At 64.3% G+C, this 19187-nt stretch carries 18 protein-coding genes; 6 read left to right on the top strand and 12 right to left on the bottom strand.

Translation table 11 applies throughout. From position 1 onward, the window contains the following. Nucleotides 1-54: 54 nt before the first annotated feature. The 4 genes from OE747_RS03355 to OE747_RS03340 are packed head-to-tail and all read left to right on the top strand — an operon-like array spanning nt 55 to nt 4272. Nucleotides 55-1434 (top strand): leucyl aminopeptidase family protein, encoded by a 1380-nt coding sequence (locus tag OE747_RS03355; protein WP_263827190.1) that lies wholly within the window; start codon nt 55-57, stop codon nt 1432-1434. Next, a complete protein-coding gene (locus tag OE747_RS03350; protein WP_263827189.1) occupies nt 1431-2180 on the top strand; it encodes a C40 family peptidase in 750 nt (249 codons plus the stop codon). The genes OE747_RS03355 and OE747_RS03350 overlap by 4 nt, the downstream gene beginning before the upstream one ends. A 53-nt stretch (nt 2181-2233) precedes the next feature. Beyond that, the gene (gene sseA, locus OE747_RS03345; protein WP_263827188.1) at nt 2234-3088 is read left to right on the top strand and encodes a 3-mercaptopyruvate sulfurtransferase; all 855 of its coding nucleotides are present in this window, start codon (nt 2234-2236) and stop codon (nt 3086-3088) included. After that, nucleotides 3088-4272 carry an amino acid aminotransferase gene (locus OE747_RS03340; protein ID WP_263827187.1) on the top strand — a complete coding sequence of 395 codons (1185 nt, stop codon included), beginning with the start codon at nt 3088-3090 and terminating at the stop codon, nt 4270-4272. The genes sseA and OE747_RS03340 overlap by 1 nt, the downstream gene beginning before the upstream one ends. Before the next feature lie 52 nt (nt 4273-4324). Here the strand turns inward: OE747_RS03340 and OE747_RS03335 are convergent, their stop codons facing one another. Both OE747_RS03335 and OE747_RS03330 read right to left on the bottom strand, forming a co-directional pair. Continuing rightward, complete coding sequence (locus OE747_RS03335) at nt 4325-4966, bottom strand: hypothetical protein (protein ID WP_263827186.1); 642 nt, start codon at nt 4964-4966, stop codon at nt 4325-4327. Nucleotides 4967-4971: 5 nt separating this feature from the next. After that, complete coding sequence (locus OE747_RS03330; protein WP_263827185.1) at nt 4972-5481, bottom strand: RrF2 family transcriptional regulator; 510 nt, start codon at nt 5479-5481, stop codon at nt 4972-4974. A gap of 155 nt (nt 5482-5636) precedes the next feature. Here OE747_RS03330 and OE747_RS03325 point away from each other — a divergent pair, with 155 nt between their 5' ends. Continuing rightward, entirely contained in the window at nt 5637-5867 is a 231-nt protein-coding gene (locus tag OE747_RS03325) for a DUF2798 domain-containing protein (protein WP_263388960.1), read from the top strand. Nucleotides 5868-5874: 7 nt separating this feature from the next. Here OE747_RS03325 and polA read toward each other — a convergent pair whose 3' ends face one another. The 10 genes from polA to OE747_RS03275 all read right to left on the bottom strand — a co-directional run bounded on the left by polA (nt 5875) and on the right by OE747_RS03275 (nt 17538). Next, complete coding sequence (gene polA, locus OE747_RS03320) at nt 5875-8676, bottom strand: DNA polymerase I (RefSeq protein ID WP_263827184.1); 2802 nt, start codon at nt 8674-8676, stop codon at nt 5875-5877. 151 nt (nt 8677-8827) lie between these two features. Then, nucleotides 8828-9196 carry a cupin domain-containing protein gene (locus OE747_RS03315; protein WP_263827183.1) on the bottom strand — a complete coding sequence of 123 codons (369 nt, stop codon included), beginning with the start codon at nt 9194-9196 and terminating at the stop codon, nt 8828-8830. A gap of 12 nt (nt 9197-9208) precedes the next feature. Then, nucleotides 9209-10249 (bottom strand): YeiH family protein, encoded by a 1041-nt coding sequence (locus tag OE747_RS03310; protein ID WP_263827182.1) that lies wholly within the window; start codon nt 10247-10249, stop codon nt 9209-9211. 126 nt (nt 10250-10375) lie between these two features. Continuing rightward, a complete protein-coding gene (gene xsc, locus OE747_RS03305) occupies nt 10376-12157 on the bottom strand; it encodes a sulfoacetaldehyde acetyltransferase (RefSeq protein WP_263827181.1) in 1782 nt (593 codons plus the stop codon). A gap of 32 nt (nt 12158-12189) precedes the next feature. Further along, entirely contained in the window at nt 12190-13590 is a 1401-nt protein-coding gene (locus OE747_RS03300) for an NAD(P)/FAD-dependent oxidoreductase (RefSeq protein ID WP_263827180.1), read from the bottom strand. 33 nt (nt 13591-13623) lie between these two features. Then, nucleotides 13624-14010 carry a nuclear transport factor 2 family protein gene (locus OE747_RS03295; RefSeq protein ID WP_263827179.1) on the bottom strand — a complete coding sequence of 129 codons (387 nt, stop codon included), beginning with the start codon at nt 14008-14010 and terminating at the stop codon, nt 13624-13626. A gap of 25 nt (nt 14011-14035) precedes the next feature. Then, nucleotides 14036-14545 carry a universal stress protein gene (locus OE747_RS03290; RefSeq protein ID WP_263827178.1) on the bottom strand — a complete coding sequence of 170 codons (510 nt, stop codon included), beginning with the start codon at nt 14543-14545 and terminating at the stop codon, nt 14036-14038. Between the two features lie 24 nt (nt 14546-14569). After that, nucleotides 14570-15910, bottom strand: a complete 1341-nt coding sequence (locus OE747_RS03285) for a TRAP transporter large permease (RefSeq protein WP_263827177.1) — start codon at nt 15908-15910, stop codon at nt 14570-14572. Nucleotides 15911-15922: 12 nt separating this feature from the next. Continuing rightward, the gene (locus OE747_RS03280; RefSeq protein WP_263827176.1) at nt 15923-16462 is read right to left on the bottom strand and encodes a TRAP transporter small permease; all 540 of its coding nucleotides are present in this window, start codon (nt 16460-16462) and stop codon (nt 15923-15925) included. Between the two features lie 59 nt (nt 16463-16521). Then, nucleotides 16522-17538 (bottom strand): TRAP transporter substrate-binding protein, encoded by a 1017-nt coding sequence (locus OE747_RS03275; RefSeq protein WP_263827175.1) that lies wholly within the window; start codon nt 17536-17538, stop codon nt 16522-16524. A 170-nt stretch (nt 17539-17708) separates the two neighbouring features. Here OE747_RS03275 and pdxR point away from each other — a divergent pair, with 170 nt between their 5' ends. Then, entirely contained in the window at nt 17709-19184 is a 1476-nt protein-coding gene (gene pdxR / locus OE747_RS03270; RefSeq protein ID WP_318527291.1) for a MocR-like pyridoxine biosynthesis transcription factor PdxR, read from the top strand. The last annotated feature ends 3 nt before the right edge of the window (nt 19185-19187 follow it).

The following is a 19187-nucleotide window of genomic DNA, read 5'->3' as shown; positions in this document are numbered from 1 at the left end:
GGGCGGGCCAACTGTGGCTAGTCTGGGCGCGTGTTCCAAACCCGAGGTGTACCGATGCCGCTTGAATTCGCCCCCGCCGACGCTGCTGTACGGCCCCTGCATGTGATTGATCAGGCCGGGCTTGATGGCTGGCTGGCAGGCCAGCCGGAACCGGTGGCGGCCTGGGTACGGGCCAGCGGGTTTACCGGGGCGATCGGTCAGGCGCTGCTGATCCCCGGAGACGGGGGCGCGCCGGTGGCGGCGCTGGCGGGATATGGCAAGCCCGAGACCCGAGCGCGCAAGCGGTTCGTCCTGGCCGCCGCGGCCGAAAAGCTGCCCGAGGGCGCGTGGCGTATCGCCTCGGGCCTGCCGCCCGAGGCGGCGGCGACTGAGGCGCTGGGCTGGTTGATGACCGGCTACGCCTTTGACCGCTACAAGTCGCAATCTCCGGCCAAGGCCCGGCTGGTTGCGCCCGAAGGGGTCGATGCGGCGCGTCTCGAGGTGCTGGCGGCCTCCGAGGCGTTGATCCGCGATCTAGTCAACACGCCCGCGCAGGATATGGGGCCGGATGCCTTGCAGGCGGCGGCCGAGGCGCTGGCGGCGGAATTCGGGGCCAGTTGCACGGCGGTCGTAGGCGACGACCTGCTGACGCATAACTTTCCGATGATCCATGCGGTGGGCCGGGCGGCGGTGCGCGCGCCCCGCCTGATCGAGATGTGCTGGGGCGAGGCCGGGCCAAAGCTGACGCTGGTGGGCAAAGGGGTCTGTTTCGACACTGGCGGGCTGGACCTGAAACCGGCCTCGGGCATGCTGTTGATGAAAAAGGACATGGGCGGCGCGGCCAATGTGCTGGGTCTGGCGCGGATGATCATGGCGCTGGGTCTGCGGGTGCAGCTGCGGGTGCTGATCCCGGCGGTGGAGAACGCGGTGGCCGGCAATGCATTCAGGCCCGGCGATATCCTGACCTCGCGCAAGGGGCTGACGGTCGAGATCAACAACACCGATGCCGAGGGGCGGCTGGTGCTGGCCGATGCGCTGGCGCTGGCCGACGAGGGGGCGCCCGATCTGGTGATCTCGATGGCGACGCTGACCGGCGCGGCGCGGGTGGCGGTGGGGCCGGACCTGGCGCCGTTCTATACCGATGATGACGCGGCGGCCCGGGCGCTGGGCGAGGCGGCGGCGGGCGCCGCCGATCCGGTCTGGCGGATGCCGTTTCACACGCCCTATGAGGAACTGATCGAGCCGGGGATCGCCGATCTGGACAATGCGCCTGGCGGTGGCATGGCGGGGTCGATCACCGCGGCGCTGTTCTTGCGCCGGTTCGTGGCGGCGCGTTACATGCATTTCGACATCTTTTCGTGGCAGCAGGCCAATGCGCCGGGCCGGACCAAGGGCGGGTTCGGGCAAGGACCGCGCGCCCTGTTGGGCGCGCTGCCCCGGATCCTGAACCTGTGAGCGGCCGGGCTGTCATCCGGCCAATCGTGGACCTGTTGCGGCGGCCCGACGGGCCGCGCGACCGGCAGGTGTTGCTGGGCGAGCGGGTGGAGGTTCTGGAGGTCTCGGAGGGCTGGGTGCGTATCCGCGCCGCCAAGGACGGCTACGAAGGCTGGGTTCCTGCCACGGCACTGGGCGAAGATACGGAGCCGACCCATTGGGTCAGCGCGCCCTCGACCCATGCCTATACCGAGGCCGATCTGAAAAGCCCGGACCGGATGGCGATCAGTTTCGGGTCGCGGGTTGCGGTGCGCGCGGTGACGGGACGGTTTGCCGAGACCGCGCATGGCCATATCCCGGTGCAGCACCTGATGCAGGTCGGAGAGAGGATGACCGATCCGGTCGCGGTGGCCGAGCTGTTTCTGGGCACGCCTTACCTGTGGGGCGGTGACAGCCGCTGGGGGATCGACTGTTCCGGGCTGGTGCAGGCGGCGCTCTTGGCCTGCGGGATCGACTGCCCCGGTGACAGCGGGCCACAGTCGCGCGCGGTCGGGGGGCTGTTGCCTGCGGGTACGCCGCCCGAGCGGGGCGATCTGTTGTTCTGGACGGGTCATGTGGCTCTGGTGGCCGATGCCGGGTGGATCCTGCATGCCAACGGCAAGGACATGGCGGTGGCCTATGAGCCGTTGGCGGACGGCATCGCCCGGATCGCCGCACAGGGCGAAGGCCCCGTGACCGCGCATCGCAGGCCCGCCATCGCCGCTTGAACCCGCGCCACGGGTTCGATAGGGACAAAACAGCGCGCAATCGGGAGGCTCTTATGCAGGACGATCCGAAAACACTGGTTTCCACCGACTGGCTCGCCGCCCATCTGAAGGATCCCGATTTGCGGATTCTGGATGGGTCCTGGCACCTGCCGCATCTTGGCCGAGACGCCAAGGCCGAATATGACGCCGCCCATATCCCCGGCGCGCGGTTTTTTGACATCGACGATATCTCGGACCATCGGTCGGACCTGCCGCATATGGTGCCGCCGGTCGAGAAGTTCATGTCGCGTCTGCGGGCGATGGGCGTTGGCGATGGCCACCAGGTGGTGGTCTATGACACGCTGGGCCTGCAATCGGCGGCGCGGGTGTGGTGGCTGTTCAAGCTGATGGGGCAGGACAATATCGCGGTGCTGGATGGCGGTCTGCCGAAATGGCAGGCCGAGGGGCGCGAGACCGAGGATCTGCCGCCGGTGGTGCGCGACCGTCACATGACGGTGCGGGTACAGAACCATCTGGTGCGCGATGTGACACAAGTGTCGGCGGCGGCCAAGCTGCACGATCACGAGATTGTCGATGCCCGCTCGGCCGGGCGTTTTGCCGGGACCGATCCCGAACCGCGCCCAGGTCTGCGTGGCGGCCATATCCCGGGGTCGAAGAACGTGCCCTTTGGCACGCTCTTGAACAAGAACGGCACGATGAAATCGCCCGCCGACTGCCGCGCCGTGTTCGAGGCCGCAGGCGTCGACCTGTCCAAGCCGGTGATCACCACCTGCGGCTCGGGCGTGACGGCGGCCATTCTCAGCCTGGCGCTTCAGCGTTTGGGCAAGACCGATCACTCGCTTTATGACGGCTCCTGGGCTGAATGGGGTGCCTTCCCGACCCTGCCCGTCGCAACTGGAGAGAACTGATGTTCGAAAACCTCAAGGCGCAGCCTGCGGACAAGATCCTTGCATTGATGCAGATGTACAAGGACGATCCGCGCACCGACAAGATCGACCTGGGCGTTGGCGTCTACAAGAACGCCGAGGGCGTGACCCCGGTGATGCGCGCCGTCAAGGCCGCCGAAAAGATCGTGTGGGAGAGCCAGGAAAGCAAATCCTATACCGGGCTGATCGGCGATCCGGCCTATTCGGATGCGATGATCAAGCTGATCCTGGGCGATGCGGTGCCGCGCGCCAATGTGGGCGCTGCGGCCACGCCGGGTGGCACCGGTGCCTGTCGGCAGGCGTTCGAGCTGATCAAGATGGCCAGCCCCGAGGCGCGGGTTTTCGTGTCGGACCCGACCTGGCCCAACCATATCTCGATCCTGAACTATCTGGGCATGACCATGGTGCCCTATCGCTATTTCGATGCCGACAGCCGTGGTGTCGATTTCGAGGGCATGCTGGCTGACCTTGGTCAGGCGCGCGCGGGCGACGTGGTGCTGCTGCATGGCTGCTGCCATAATCCGACCGGCGCCAACCTGAACCTGAGCCAGTGGCAAGAGGTGGTGAAGCTGATCAATGCCAAGGGTCTGGTGGCGATGATCGACATCGCCTATCAGGGCTTTGGCGACGGGCTGGAGGAAGATGCGCAGGGCACCCGGCTGGTGGCCGCGTCGGTCAAGGAATGCCTGATCGCGGCGTCCTGTTCCAAGAACTTTGGTGTTTATCGCGAGCGCACCGGCCTGTTGATGGCGGTGAGCCAGGACAGCGGCCAGACCGCGCTGAACCAGGCAACCCTGGCGTTTCTGAACCGTCAGAACTACTCCTTCCCGCCCGATCATGGGGCGCGGGTGGTGACGACGATCCTCAACGACGACGCGCTGCGCGCCGACTGGATGGCCGAGCTGGAGGAAATCCGCCTGTCGATGCTGGGTCTGCGTCAGCAACTGGCCGACGAGTTGCAGCGGCTGAGCGGCTCGGACCGGTTCGGCTTCATCGCGCAGCACCGGGGCATGTTCTCGCGCATCGGCGCGGCGCCCGAGCTGGTCGAGAAGCTCCGGACCGAGTTCGGCATCTATATGGTGGGCGACAGCCGGATGAATATCGCCGGGCTGAACGCCAAGACGGTGCCGATCCTGGCCAAGGCGATCATCGACGCCGGGATCTGAACCTGAGTGATTCAAAGGCAAAGGCCGCCCCGACGGGCGGCCTTTTGTCGTTTCAGGGGGTAAAGCCGGGCACGAACTGGCGCAGATAGGCCAGCCATTCGGGCGGCAGCGTGATGTCGTAGAACGCCCCCAGCAGCATCGCCACGATCAGGGCGGCGATGGTCCCCCCGGCAAGTGTCATGCCCCAGAATGCCGCGCGGGCCTGTGCACGCGCGCCCTGGCGCAGCAGGATCAACCGCAAGGCGCAACCCAGATGCACGAACAGGGCAATCACGCCCAGGCTGTAATAGGGAATGAAATACCAGGTGAAGGGCGCGCCGCTCATCACCGAGGCGGGCCAGTAGAAATTGGTGTCCAGCCCGTCGACCCAACGCGCCAGCACCAGCGCGATGAGGTGTTCGGTCATGAAATAGAGCACCACCCCGCCCGAGATCACCTGTGCCCGCGCCCAGGATTCGCGCAGACCGCGCCGGATGCGGGCGATCAGCAGTTTCAGCCCCAGACCCATCTGCACCAGCGCCGAGGCCAGAACCAGCGGTTCGACCACCGGGTTGCGATAGATCAGGCGCAGTGCATCCTGGGTGGCGTTATAGGCGTCTACCCCCCATAGCCCGGACAGGTGGGTGATGAAATGCAGCAGCAGAAAAGCGGCGAACACCGCTCCGTTCCAGCGGTGAATCTTGCGGGCGATCATGGCGCCTACTCCTTGGCGGTCGTGTCTTGTGAAAGCTTGTCTTGGAACCAGGCCAGCGCCTTGGCGGCCTGTTCCGGCGGGGTGTCCTGCATCCCCATCTTCAGGATATCGGCCAGCGTCACATCGGCCAGTTCGCGCCGCCACGCCGCCTCGGCCCGCCACATGGACCGGGCGATGCCGCAGGGGCGCAGGTACTGCGAATCGTCGACCCCGCTGGGCCCGCAGCGGCGCAGTTCTGTACAGGTGAAATGCCGCGTCTCGCCGTCGATGGCCTGCACCATCTGCAACAACGTGATCTCGGCCGGGGCGCGGGCCAAGGCATAGCCACCGCGCGGCCCGCGGCGGGTTTCGACGATGCCGGCGGCCGAGAGTTTCTGCATCTGCTTGGCCAGATAGGGCTCGGGCAGGTCAAAAAACTCTGCCAGAAGCCGGGCGGGCAGCGGGGTGTCGGGGGGCAGGGCGGCCAGCAGGCTACAGGCATGCGCCGCCCATTCCAGTCCTTCGGTGTGTTTCATAAAGCGGATAAAATATGTCCGTAATTGAGTCGTCAAGCCCCGATCGCTCCTTGGTTCACGAGGCCGTGTTGTCCGGATCAGGTGTGCCGTGAGAAGGTTGCGCTTTGCGGGCGAGAGTTGTATTCGGCCATAGGAATATGAAGTGAGGCTGTCCGATGTTCCCCGCCCGTTTTGCCCCGATCCTGTTTGCACTGATCATGTCGGGGTTGATGTCCTGCATCGTCACCTGCATCGCGACCCTGCGCGCGGTGGGGATGAGTGATGACATGGCAGGCAAGTGGATGGGGGCCTGGGGGATCGCCTGGCCCACCGCCTTTGTGGTTCTGCTGTTCGTGGCGCCGCTGACCCGCCGGATGGTCGCGGCGCTGGTGCGCGCCGAGGGCTGAGCGCGGCTTAGTGCGCCTCGGCCCAGTTGGCGCCGCGTCCCGCGTCCACCACCAGTTTCACATCAAGCCGCACCGCCGGATCGGCGGCGCCCTCCATCACGTCGCGGGCGGCGGTGATGGTGGCATCAACCGCGTCCTCGGCCACTTCGAACAGAAGTTCGTCATGCACCTGGAGCAGCATTTTCGCCGGCAGATCGCGAATGGCATCGGGCATGCGCACCATGGCACGGCGGATCACGTCGGCTGCCGTGCCCTGGATCGGGGCGTTGATCGCGGCGCGGCGGGCAAAGCCCGCATGCGGCCCCTTGGCGTTGATCTCGGGCGTGTGGATCTTGCGGCCAAAGAGGGTCTGCACAAACCCGTGTTCCTTGGCGAAGGCGATGGTGTCGTCCATGTAGGTGCGGATGCCGGGGAAACGCTCGAAATAGCGGTCGATGAATTCCTGCGCCTCGGCGCGCGGAATACGCAGGTTGCGGGCCAGACCGAAGCCCGAGATGCCGTAGATCACGCCGAAATTGATCGCCTTGGCGCGGCGGCGAATCTCGGGCGTCATTTCCGCGAGCGGCACGTCGAACATCTCGGACGCGGTCATCGCGTGGATGTCGAGCCCGTCGGCAAAGGCCTGTTTCAGCGCCGGGATATCGGCGATATGGGCCAGGATGCGCAGCTCGATCTGGGAATAGTCGAGGCTTACCATCACGTTGCCCGGTTCGGCCACGAAAGCCTCGCGGATGCGGCGGCCTTCCTCGGTGCGGACGGGGATGTTTTGCAGGTTCGGGTCGGTCGAGGCCAACCGCCCGGTATTGGCGCCGGTGATCGAATACGAGGTATGGACCCGCCCGGTATCGGGGTTGATGTGTCCTTGCAGCGCATCCGTGTAGGTTGATTTCAGCTTTTGCAGCTGCCGCCAGTCGAGGATGCGCGCGGGCATTTCATGTTCGGTTGCCAGATCCTCGAGCACGTCAGCCGGGGTCGAATACTTGCCGGTCTTGCCGCGCGTACCGCCGGGCAGCGACATCTTGTCGAACAGGATCTCGCCCACCTGCGCGGGTGATCCGACGTTGAAGGGCTCGCCCGCCAGTTCGTGAATCTCGGCCTCGAGCCCGGCCATTTTCTGGGCAAAGGCATTCGACATCCGGCTGAGCACGTCGCGGTCGACTTTGACGCCGTGCATTTCCATCTCGGCCAGCACCGGCACCAGCGGGCGTTCGAGCGTTTCGTAGACTGTGGTGACCTGAACCCGGTGCAGTTGCGGCTTGAAGAGTTGCCACAGGCGCAGGGTGATGTCTGCATCCTCGGCGGCATAGGCGGTGGCATCGTCAATCGCCACCTTGTCGAAGGTGATCGCGGATTTGCCGGACCCCAGCAGCGGCTTGATCGGGATCGGCACATGGCTGAGATACATCTCGCTGAGCGCGTCCATGCCGTGGCCGTGCTTGCCGCCATGCATCGCATAGGACATCAGCATGGTGTCGTCGATGGGCGCGACGTCGATGCCGTGACGGGCAAAGATCTTGGCGTCGTATTTCATATTCTGGCCGATCTTGAGGATCGCGTCATCCTCGAGCACCGGTTTCAGGAGATCGAGCGCCTCTTGCAGCGGCATCTGCCCCTCGGCCAGCTTGTCGGAGCCGAAGAGGTCGTTTGCATCGCCGTCGCGGTGACCCAGCGGGATGTAACAGGCGGCGCCCGGTTCGATTGCCAGCGAGATACCGACCAGTTCGGCGCGCATCTCGTCGAGGCTGGTGGTTTCGGTATCGACCGCCACCCAGCCGCGTTCGCGCGCCTGGTCGATCCATTTGGCCAGCGCGTCGGCGTCGCGCACGCATTCGTATTTTGATGCGTCAAAGGGCGGCTGTTCGGGGGCGGGTGCATCCTCTGTCGCGGGGGCCGGGGCCTCGGTGATCACCGGCGCCTCGGCGCCCAGCTTGTCGGCGATGCGCTTGGTGAGGGTGCGGAACTCCATTTCGGCGAGAAAGCCCAGGAGTTTTTCCGGGTCCGGGTCGCGCAGTTCCAGATCGTCCAGCGTGAAATCGAGCGGGGTGTTGGCGTCAAGCGCGACCAGACGTTTCGAAAGCTCGATCTGCGCGCGCATCTCGATCAGGGTCTGGCGGCGCTTGGGCTGCTTGATCTCTTCGGCGCGGTTCAGCAGCTCTTCGAGCGAGCCGAATTCGTTGATCAGGAGTGCGGCGGTCTTGACGCCGATGCCGGGCGCGCCGGGCACGTTGTCAACGCTGTCGCCTGCCAGCGCCTGCACATCGACCACGCGGTCGGGGAAGACGCCGAATTTCTCGAACACGCCGTCGCGGTCGATGCGCTTGTTCTTCATGGCGTCGAACATCTCGACCCCGTCGCCCACCAGCTGCATCAGGTCCTTGTCGGAACTGACGATGGTGACCCGGCCGCCCGCGTCGCGGGCCTGGTGCGACAGGGTGGCGATGATGTCGTCGGCCTCGTATCCCTCCAACTCCTTGCAGGGGATGTTGAACGCCTCGGTTGCGGCCCGGGTCAGCGGGATCTGCGGGCGCAGGTCCTCGGGCATCGCCTCGCGGTTGGCCTTGTAGAGGTCGTAGAGGTCGTTGCGGAAGGTGTGGCTGCCCTTGTCGAAGATCACCGCCAGATGAGTCGGTGCATCGGGACCATGATCGCCATCGACATAGCGTTGCAGCATGTTGCAGAAACCCGACACGGCCCCGATAGGGAGGCCATCGGATTTGCGCGTCAGCGGCGGCAGCGCGTGATAGGCACGAAAGATAAAGGCCGATCCGTCGATCAGATGCAGATGGCAACCCTTGCCGAAAGTGCTCATGCCGTTCGCTCCCCGCTGTGTTCCTGGGGGCCAGTCCTGCCACGTTCCGCGGCCCGATGCCAGTACCCGGGGGCCTGCAAACGGCAAGACCGGCCGCCCTGAATTCAGGTCGGCCGGTCCTGACGCGCCAAAGGCGGTCGGCATGCGTCGGTCAGGCGGGGGCGTAGTCGCGGATCACGAAATGTTTGGTCGTGGTTTCCAGCACCTGCCAGTAGCCGCGAAAGCCGTTCGGGATCAGAAAGGAATCGCCGGTGCGGAACTCTTGCGCGTGGCCGTCTTCGGCAATCAGCCTGACATGGCCCGACACGATGAAGCAGAACTCGTCCCGGTCGGTGAAGGCGTGCCACTTGCCCGGCGTGCTGGTCCAGGTGCCTGCCAGGCAGGTGCCGTCGGGGCTGGTATGGCGCAGCCGGGTGACGTGATGGGGGTCACCTTCGACCACGCGGCCCGGCAGATCGGCCAGGCGCCGTTCGCTGGTTTCCTGCGGCTCTGCGGCGAAATCAATGACATGGGTGGTCATGCGCATCCCTTCTTATCCGATGAAATGGGTGATCCCGTAGAGGATGAACCCGGCGATGAAGAGTGTCTCGGCCACGATCAGGATGATCGCCTGCCCGCCCACTTCGAAGATGGTCTTGAGTGAGGTCTTCATGCCGACGGCGGCGATGGAGATCAACAGGGCCCAGGCGGAGAGATCGCCAAGCGCGGTGCGCACCATTTCCGGGACAAGGCCGAACGAGTTGATCCCGGCCAGGATCAGGAACATCACCACAAAGGAGGGCATCAAGGGCGGGCGCTTGCCGCCATCCTGCGGATCGGCGGCGGCAAAGCTGCGGATCGCGAGGGAGAAAACCAGCACCACCGGGGCCAGCATGGTGACGCGGATCAGCTTGACCACGGTTGCGGTTTCGCCGGTCTGTTCGGAGACCGAGAAGCCGGCGCCGACGACCTGCGCGACATCATGGATGGTGCCGCCGAGGAAGACGCCCGCCGCGACATCATCGAGGCCCAGCGTGTTGGTGATGATCGGATAGGCGATCATCGCAACGGTGCTGAGGACGGTCACGCCGAGCACGGTGAAGATGAGGTTGCGTTCGGATTGTTCGTTCTTGGGCAGGACAGCGGCGATGGCCATGGCGGCCGACGCGCCGCAGATCGCGACCGAGCCGCCGGTGAGCAGCGCAAAGCGCCAGCCGCGACCGAGCAGCCGCGAGCCCAGCAGCCCGAACAGGATGGTCAGGATCACACCGGCAATGACCAACCCGATCAGCTCTGGCCCGAGCCCGATCAGCAGCTCGACACTGATCCGTGCGCCGAGCAGGGCAACCCCGGCCCGCAGGACCGTGCGCGAGGTAAAGGCGATGCCGGCGACGCATTTGCCGTCTTCGGCCAGAAAGTGAAAGGCGATCCCCAGGAGCAGCGCCATCAGCATCGCCGGGGCGCCATAATGCTCGGACAGGAATTTCGCGGCCACGGCGATCACGGTTGAAACCAGCAGACCCGGGCCAATGGCCGACAGGGTGGCGGGCAGCCCGGCCAGGCTAGATTTCGCGGCGGTCAACGAAACAGCCATTGTCAGTTCTCCTATGCCGCGTGGCCCAGGGCACGCGGGGGCGGCCCTTTGGGCCGGTGGATATGTCTTTGGAACACGGGAGGGCGGGTGATGCCCGCCCCCCCTTTTCGGGTCAGGGGGTGGCGATCAGGCGACCTGCTGGCTGCGCATGTCGTCGCGGTTGATCCCGGCGACCTGAACCGGCTTCTTCATCGCGTCGCGGCGGAAGGGTTCGCCCAGTTCCTGGTTCAGCACGACCTCGATAAAGGTGGTGATCCCCTCCTTCATCTGCTCCTGCACGGCGGTGCGCAGAACCTCGGTGAGCTGTTCCATCGTCGTGACCTGCACGCCCTTGAGGCCGCAGCCCTCGGCGATCTTGGCATAGTTGACGTCGAGATTCAGTTCGGTGCCGACAAAGTTGTCGTCGAACCACAGCGTCGTGTTGCGCTTTTCCGCGCCCCATTGGTAGTTGCGGAAGACCACCATGGTGATCGCGGGCCAGTCGCCGCGACCGCAGGCGGTCATCTCGTTCATCGAGATGCCGAAGGCACCGTCCCCGGCAAAGCCGATCACCGGCGTGTCCGGGCAGCCGATCTTGGCGCCGAGGATCGCGGGCAGGCCATAGCCGCAGGGGCCGAAGAGGCCCGGCGCCAGGTATTTCCGGCCCTTGTTGAAGGACGGATAGGCATTGCCGATGGCGCAGTTGTTGCCGATGTCGGAGGAGATGATTGCGTCTTCGGGCATCGCCGCCATGATCGCGCGCCAGGCCTGACGCGGGCTCATGTGGTCGGGTTTGGCCGCGCGGGCGCGGGCGTTCCAGGTGATGCCCTCGTCGGTATCATCCTCGTGATCCATCGAGCTGAGTTCCTGTGCCCAGCGCGACTTGGTGGTGGCGATCAGGTCGCGGCGTTCGGCGCGGCCCTTGTCGCCGGCACCGTCGGCAAGCTGCGCCAGCAGTTGCTCGGCCACCATGCGGGCGTCGCCCTGGATTGCAACGTCGACCTTCTTGGTCAGGCCGATCCGGTCCGAGTTTATGTCGACCTGGATGATCCTGGCCTGGGTCGGCCAGTAGTTGATGCCATAGCCCGGAAGGGTCGAGAACGGGTTCAGGCGGTTGCCGAGGGCCAGCACCACATCGGCCTTCTGGATCAGTTCCATCGCCGCTTTGGACCCGTTGTAGCCAAGGGGGCCGACTGACAGCGGATGGTTGCCCGGGAAGGCATCGTTGTGCTGGTAGTTGCAGCAGACCGGCGCGTCGAGCGCTTCGGCCAGACGGGCGGAGGCGTCGATGGCGCCCGACAGGACCACGCCCGCGCCGTTCAGGATGACCGGGAATTCGGCCTCGGAGAGCAGCTTGGCCGCGGCCTTGACCGCGTCGGCGCCGCCTGCGGGGCGCTCCAGCCGGATGATCTGGGGCAGTTCGATGTCGATGACCTGGGTCCAGAAGTCACGCGGGATGTTGATCTGCGCGGGCGCCGAGCCGCGCCATGCCTTTTCGATCACCCGGTTCAGAACTTCGGCCATGCGCGAGGGGTCGCGGACCTCTTCCTGATAGCAGACCATGTCCTCGAACAGTTTCATCTGCTCGATTTCCTGGAAACCGCCCTGACCGATGGTGCGGTTGGCCGCCTGCGGGGTCACCAGCAGCAGCGGCGTGTGGTTCCAGTAGGCGGTTTTTACCGGGGTGACGAAGTTGGTGATGCCGGGGCCGTTCTGCGCGATCATCATCGACATCTTGCCGGTGGCGCGGGTGTAACCATCGGCGATCATCCCGCCCGAGGTTTCATGGGCGCAGTCCCAGAACTTGATCCCGGCGGCCGGGAACAGGTCGGAGATCGGCATCATCGCGGATCCGATAATGCCAAAAGCATTGTCGATGCCGTGCATTTGCAGGACCTTAACAAAGGCCTCTTCGGTGGTCATTTTCATTTGGGGCTCCAATCTTGGAAACAGGGGAGAAGTCAGAGAATTTCGTCGTTCAGGTGGTACCAGTGGTACATGAAGCGCTGGCCGAGCCTGCGGAACGGGGTCAGGATGCCGTGGCTGGGCAGCGGCGAGGAGAAGATCGGCAGATCGACCGGAATGCCCTTGCCCGAGACCAGCTCGGCCAGACGTTTGCCCGCCTGCGCGGAATACATCACGCCGTTGCCGCCATAGCCCATCGCGTAATAGACGGTGCGGTCGCGGTCGGGCTGGAAGATTCGCGGCATCATGTCGTGGCTGACATCCACCCAACCCCACCAGGAGTAGTCGAGGTCGATATCGGTCAGCGCCGGGAACTTGCGGTGCAACCCGGTGCGCAGCAGCGCGAGGTGCCTGGGGTTCTCGGCGTCGCGCCCGGTGATGGCGCTGCGGCTGCCGATCTGCATCCGCCCGTCGGGCAGCAGCCGGTAATAGTGGCGCAGCGTCCGCGTGTCGGTGAGCGGCGAATGCGTCTTGATCCCGCATTCGGCAAGCTCTTCGTCGGTCAGCGGGCGGGTAACGATCGAGTTGGACAGGATCGGCATCAGCCGGTGCTTGGTGCGGTGGTTGAGACCCGGCGGCGTATAGCCCGCCGTGGCCAGCGCAACCGCGCGGGCGCGCACCGTGCCACCCGGCGTTGTCAGGTGATGCACGCCGTCCTTGACCACCCAGCCCATCACCGGGCTGGCGGTGTGGATCTTGGCCCCCAGCTTGCGCGCCAGGCGGATGTAGCTGAAGGCCAGTTTGCCCGCGTGGATGCAGGTGCCGTCCGGCTCCCACATGGCGCCATGGGCCTCCTGATCCTTGACATGTTCCTCGTGCAGTTCCTCGCGGCCGAGGATACGCGAGCCATAGCCGAAGGTCTCGTTCAGGAGTTTGCTTTCCTTTTCCAGCTTGGGCATCACCTTGGCGCGGTGGGCAATATAGTAATGTCCGCCCGGCTGCGGATCACAGTCGATATCGTCCGACCCGATCAGATCGTTGAACAGCTCGAACGCCTCGCAGACCTCGCCGTGCATCCGCTTGGCGACATCGACACCCCAGCGTTCGATCCACTGCGACCGCTTGAGGCGGCCGGACGAGATCTGGGCCTGGCCACCGTTGCGGGTGGAACAGCCCCAGGCGACCGTGTTCGCTTCGAGAACCGTGGCCTTGATACCGTGTTCCTTTGCGAGATGGATCGCAGTCGACAAACCGGTATAGCCCGAACCGACGATAACGACATCGACATCCATGTCGTGCGACACCGGGCCGTCATCCTCGGGCGGGGTACCGGCGGTGCCGATCCAATAGGTCGGCGCATGGTCCCGGTTGTGGCCGGGGCCCGCATCGATGATCGGATCGTATTTCGGATCGTAGGTGGCCTTGGGCCAGTGACGCGGCCGCAGATCTTGAGCCATGGGAGTGTTCCTGTGTGAAGGGCGGCGGGCTGGTCAGGCTTTGAAGGCGGGGCGCGATTTGCGCAGCGCCTGCTTCACCACGATCTTGCCATCGCGCAGGGTAAAGAGATCGGCGCCTTGCGCCTCGATCCGCATGCCGTTTGCATCAGTGCCGGAGAAGGTCCATTCCGACACGGCGCGGTCACCGTGGACAAAATGGCCGTGATGGTCCCAATGGGCGTCGGCCATTCCGGCCCAGACGGCGGAGAAGGCCTTGGCGATGGCCTCGGCGCCTTCGACCTTGTTGCCATAGGCGTGATCGCCGCCGACGGTGTAGAACACGCAGTCATCCGCGAAATGGGTCATCACGGCCTCGACGTCGTGACGGTTGAAGGCGTCGAACGTATCGGCGAGGTCCTGGGCGGTGAGGGTCTTGGTCATGGGAATGTCTCCGGTGCTTTGAGTGTTATTTCTGGATCTGCTGGCTGTCTTCCCGATAGGGAACGACCAGCGTCGGGATATCGGCGCGGCGCAGGACGCGGGTGGCGACGGTGCCGAGGAAGGTGTGGGTGAACCCGTGGTCATGCGCGCCCAGCACGATCAGGTCGCAGCCGAGCTGCCTGGCGCGGCGCAGGATCGCGTCGGCCGGGTGGCCATCGATCACCTCGATCGAGGTCACCTGGTCGCGGATATGGGTGCCTTCGGCATCCAGCGCTTCCCAGAAGCGCTGCTGACGCTCCGCCAGTATCTGCTTGACCATTTCGTGGCGGCGCTGGGCCGCCTTTTCGCGGGTCTCGCTGTTGAGGATGAACATTTCAAGCGTCACGCGCGCGTCTTCGGACAGAGGTTCGTTGACATGCAGGACGTGGATCTGTGCGCCCGTGACCTCGGCCAGGCTGGCGGCATGGCGCAGCGCATAGGTGGAGTTCTGCGACAGGTCGGTGGCAAAGAGGATATTGGTGATCGTGGGTTTCATCGGTGTTTTCCTGTCGAAAGAGCGTCAGTAGCCCATCACGCGCGGCAGCCAGAGCGAGAGCTGCGGGAAGAGGGCGATGATGAAGATCGCAATCGTGTTGATCGCGGCGAAAGGCAGCGCGCGCAGCGAGATCGTCTCGATCGAGATGTTCGAGATGCCCGATGCGATGAACAGGTTCTCACCCAGTGGCGGGGTCTGGAACCCGATGCCCAGCGTACAGATCATCACCACCCCGAAATGGACCGGGTCGATCCCCATGGAATAGGCCACCGGCAGCATCACCGGCGCCAGGATCAGGATCGCCGCCAGCGTTTCCATGAACATGCCGACGAAGAGCAGGAAGAAGATGATCAGCGTCCAGATGATATAGAGGTTGTCGGTCAGCGACAGCATGCCGTTGGCGATGATCGCGGGGATCTGGTTTTCAACCAGAAGCCTGCCAAAAACGGTGGCGGTGAACAGGATCAGCAGCACGCGACCGGTGAGCCAGGTCGTGGTTTCGAGCGAGCGGTTGATCGAAGCAAAGGTTAGTTCGCGGTAGATGAACACACCGACAAAGAGGGTGTAGAAGATCGCGACGATGGCGGCCTCGGTGGGCGTGAACCAGCCGGTATAGATGCCGCCGAGGATCACGACCGGTGCCATCAGCGACCAGAAACCCCGGTACAGTTCGCACAGGATGTTGCGGGCCGACCAGCCCTCGGTCATGCCGGTGTAGCCGTGTTTGCGGCTCAGGATATAGTTCATGATCAGGAGGCTGCCGGCGATGACAAAGGCAGGGACGAAGCCCGCGATGAACAGGACCGGGATCGAGACCGACTGGAAGGTGCCGAATTTCTCGACCGCTTCGGGCGGGGGCACCATGCCCAGCGCCGAGATGCCGAAGATGACCAGCGGGATCGAGGGCGGAATGACGATGCCAAGACCCCCGGCCGAGGCGGTGACCGCCGAGGCATAGCCGCGCTCGTAGCCGCGCTGGATCATTGCCGGGATCATCAGCATGCCGACGGCTGCCGTGGTGGCCGGACCAGAGCCCGAGATCGCGCCGAAGAACAGGCAGCCCACCACCGTGGCGGCGCCCATGCCGCCGGTGAAGGGACCGGCGAGGCTCTCGGCGATGTTGATCAGCCGCTTGGAGATGCCTGCGGCCTCCATCAGGGCGCCGGCCAGGATAAATGCGGGCAGCGCCATCAGCGGGAAGGAGCCCACCGAAGTAAAGGCGATCTGCACGAACTTGATCGGGTTTTCATCGAGATAGAGGAAGGAGATCAGCGACGCGACACCCAGGGCCACGGTGATCGGCGCGCCGATCAGGAGCAGCAGAAGGAACGAGCCGAACAGGATGGTGACGATTTCGTTTTCCATGGCGAATGCTCCTTACTTTGCGTCGGATTGCTGTTGGGATTTCAGGTCGTCGAGGTCGATCTTGTCGGGATCGGCGATCTCTTCGCCCTTGACGAGGCGGCGCCAGTTCACCTGGAGGATGCGGATCGTCATCAGCGTGAAGGCGATGGGCAGGGCGATGTAGACCCAGCTCAGATGGATTCCAAGTGTCTGGGAAGACTGGAATTTATTCATCTTGAAGAAGATGAAGTCGATCGTCAGGTAGACGAAATAGACGTTGAAGAAGAGCCAGAAGAGATCGGCGAAGCCTTCGAAATACTTCGCCCACGAGGCCGGGAAGAGCTTGAACTGAAAGGTGACGCGGTTATGGGCGCTCATCTTTGCGGCATAGCTGGCGCCGAAGAAAACAAACCAGACGAACATGTAGACCGACAGTTCCTCGATCCATGAGAACGAGTAGTTGAAGAACTGCCGCGACAGGATCTGTGTGAACAGAAGCCCCACGAACAGCACCAGAAGTATCCGGCAGATGTAGCTTTCGATATTGTTGACGATGGACCAGAACTTGCTCATTGCGCCCTCCTCCCTGAGGTGGCGCGCGCCGGGTTGGCGCGCGCCTTTCGTTCAAAGCGTCACTGCTGAACCGGCGCGCGGCCGAGCGTTTCCAGAACGGCGTTGAGCTTCTCTACACCGCCGATCGAGTCGTAGAACTTGGGCCAGACGGCTTCGGTCGCCAGCTTGATGAACTCTTCCTCGCCGTTTTCCGGATCGGAAATCTCCATGCCCTTGGCGAGCAGGTCCTGCTTGATCGCGGCCTCGGAGTCGCGCAGGAACTGGGCGCTGGCCTGGGTTGCCGCCTGACCTGCGTCGAGGATCATCTGCTGCTCGTCAGCCGACAGGCTCTGGAACAGGCTTTCGGAAATGATCAGCGGCTCGATCGAGAAGATGTAGCGGATGTTGGTGATGTATTTCTGGACTTCGTAGAACTTCATCGCGTTCACGGTCAGGTACGGGTTGTCCTGCCCGTCGACGACCTGCTGTTGCAGCGCGGTGAAGGTTTCGGACCAGGCCATCGGCGTCGGGTTGATGCCCCAGGCCTTGTAGGTGTCGATCATGATCTCGTTCTTGGGGACACGCACGACGAGCCCCTGAAGATCGGCCACCGATTTCACCGGCTTCTTGGAGTTGGTCAGCACGCGGAAGCCGGTATAGGTCCAGGCGATGATGCGGACACCGGCGTCGTTGATGGTGTTCTGGGTCAGCTCTTCGCCGATCGGGCCCTGGGTCAGCTTTTCGGCATCTTCAAGGCTGAGGATGACGTAAGGAAGCGAGAACACGCCAACGGTGGGCGAATAGGGCGTGATGTTGTTGATCGCCAGAAGCGACATGTCGAGCGTGCCCATCGCGGCATCGTTGACGGTGACTTCCTCGGAACCGAGCTGGCCGTTGAGGAAGAGCGTCGCGGTGTGCTTGCCGCCGGACTTCTCTTCGAGCGCGGTGACAAAGGCCTTGCCGGTGGCTTCCTGGGCGCTGCCTGCGCTGTCGCCGACGGCGATCTTGAAGTTCTTCGCGTCAGCGGCACCGGCGCCGATCATCAGGGCGGCGATGGCAACGGCGGCTGCGGGTTTGAAGTGGGATAGGAATGTCATGAAATCCTCCAGGTTGACGTTCGCGCGTTACGCGAATGGCCCGCCGCTGCCATGTTCCTCCCGACTGCGGCTGGGATGGCGCTAGGTATCGGTGGGCTCGGAGACTCGATAGGGCCAGATTTGCATTTGACTTAGACCAGTAAGAAGTCAAAATTATGCATATGATCAAAATGAGGATCCCCCCGGACATATTCTTTCTCGACAAACAGTCGGAGCGCCCCTTGCAGGGGCAGATCCGGGAAACGGTGATTGCGGCGATCCTGTCCCAGCAGGCGCCGCCGGGGACTGCTCTGCCGTCTTCGCGCCAGCTGGCGTCTCATCTTGGGATTGCAAGAATGACGGTGACGCTGGCCTATCAGGAACTGGTCGCGCAGGGATATGTCGAATCGCTCAACCGCGCCGGGTACCGCGTTGCCGAATCGGGCGCGGCGCATCGGATCGCTGTCAGCGACCCGGACTGGTCCGATGGTTCCTCGGGGCGCTGGGATCGTTTCCTGTCCGACACGCTGGCGACCCGGCGGCGGGTGCTGAAACCGGTGGACTGGCGCAGCCTGCCGTTTTCCTTTGTCTACGGGCAGATGGACACGACCCTGTTCAACCATACCGCGTGGCGCAACTGTGCGCGGCAAGCGCTGGGCACCCGCGATTTCGATGCGATGGCGGGGGATATGGTCACGGCGGATGATCCGTTGCTGGTCAACTATATCCGGGCGCGGACCCTGCCCCGGCGCGGCATCGCGGCCGACCCGGACCAGATCCTGGTGACCGTGGGCGCGCAGAACGCCCTTTGGTTGATCATCGCGCTGCTGGCGCGCCGGGGGCTGAGGGCGGTGTGCGAGAACCCCGGTTACCCCGATACCGTGGCTGCCCTGCGGTGGCACGGGGCCGAGGTGGAGACGATCGACATCGACGAGCACGGGTTGCCGCCCACCCGGATTCCGGCCGGCACGGACGCGGTCTTTGTCACCCCCAGCCACCACGCGCCCACCAGTATCACCATGCCCAAGGCGCGGCGGCTGCAATTGCTGGCCTATGCCGAAACCCATGATTTCATCGTGGTGGAGGATGATTACGAGTTCGAGATGAGCTATCTTGAACCGCCGAGCCCGGCGCTGAAGGCCTTCGACCGGACGGGCCGGGTGCTGTATGTCGGCAGTTTCTCGAAATCGCTGTTTCCCGGCCTCAGGCTGGGGTATCTAGTCGGTCCGCGCAGCGTGATCGCCGAGGCGCGCGAGTTGCGGTCGCTGATGCTGCGCCATCCGGCCGGGCACCAGCAGCGGACAGCGGCCTACTTCATGGCGCAGGGCCATTTCGACATGCAGATCCGCGATATGCGCCAACAGTTCGCGCGCCGCCGCAAAGCGATGCAGGCCGCGTTGGAGTCGCATGATTTCGAGATCGCGGGCGCGGCGCGATTTGGCGGATCCAGCCTTTGGGTCAAGGGGCCGGATGGGCTCGATTCAACTGAACTGGCGAACAGTCTCTTGCAGGACGGGGTGCTGATCGAGCCCGGCGCGCCGTTCTTTGACCGTCTGGATGGGCCGTGCCCGTTCTTTCGGCTGGGGTTTTCGTCGATCCCGGTGGATCGCATCGAACGAGGCATCGCGCTGATCGCGGAACATGCCGGGCGGCTATTGTCTCGCTGAGCG

Origin of the sequence: Ruegeria aquimaris (assembly GCF_025751555.1) — a bacterium.
Classification (GTDB): domain Bacteria; phylum Pseudomonadota; class Alphaproteobacteria; order Rhodobacterales; family Rhodobacteraceae; genus Ruegeria_B; species Ruegeria_B aquimaris.
Note: the sequence above shows the minus strand (reverse complement) of the source record. Positions and strands in the feature narration are given on the sequence as shown.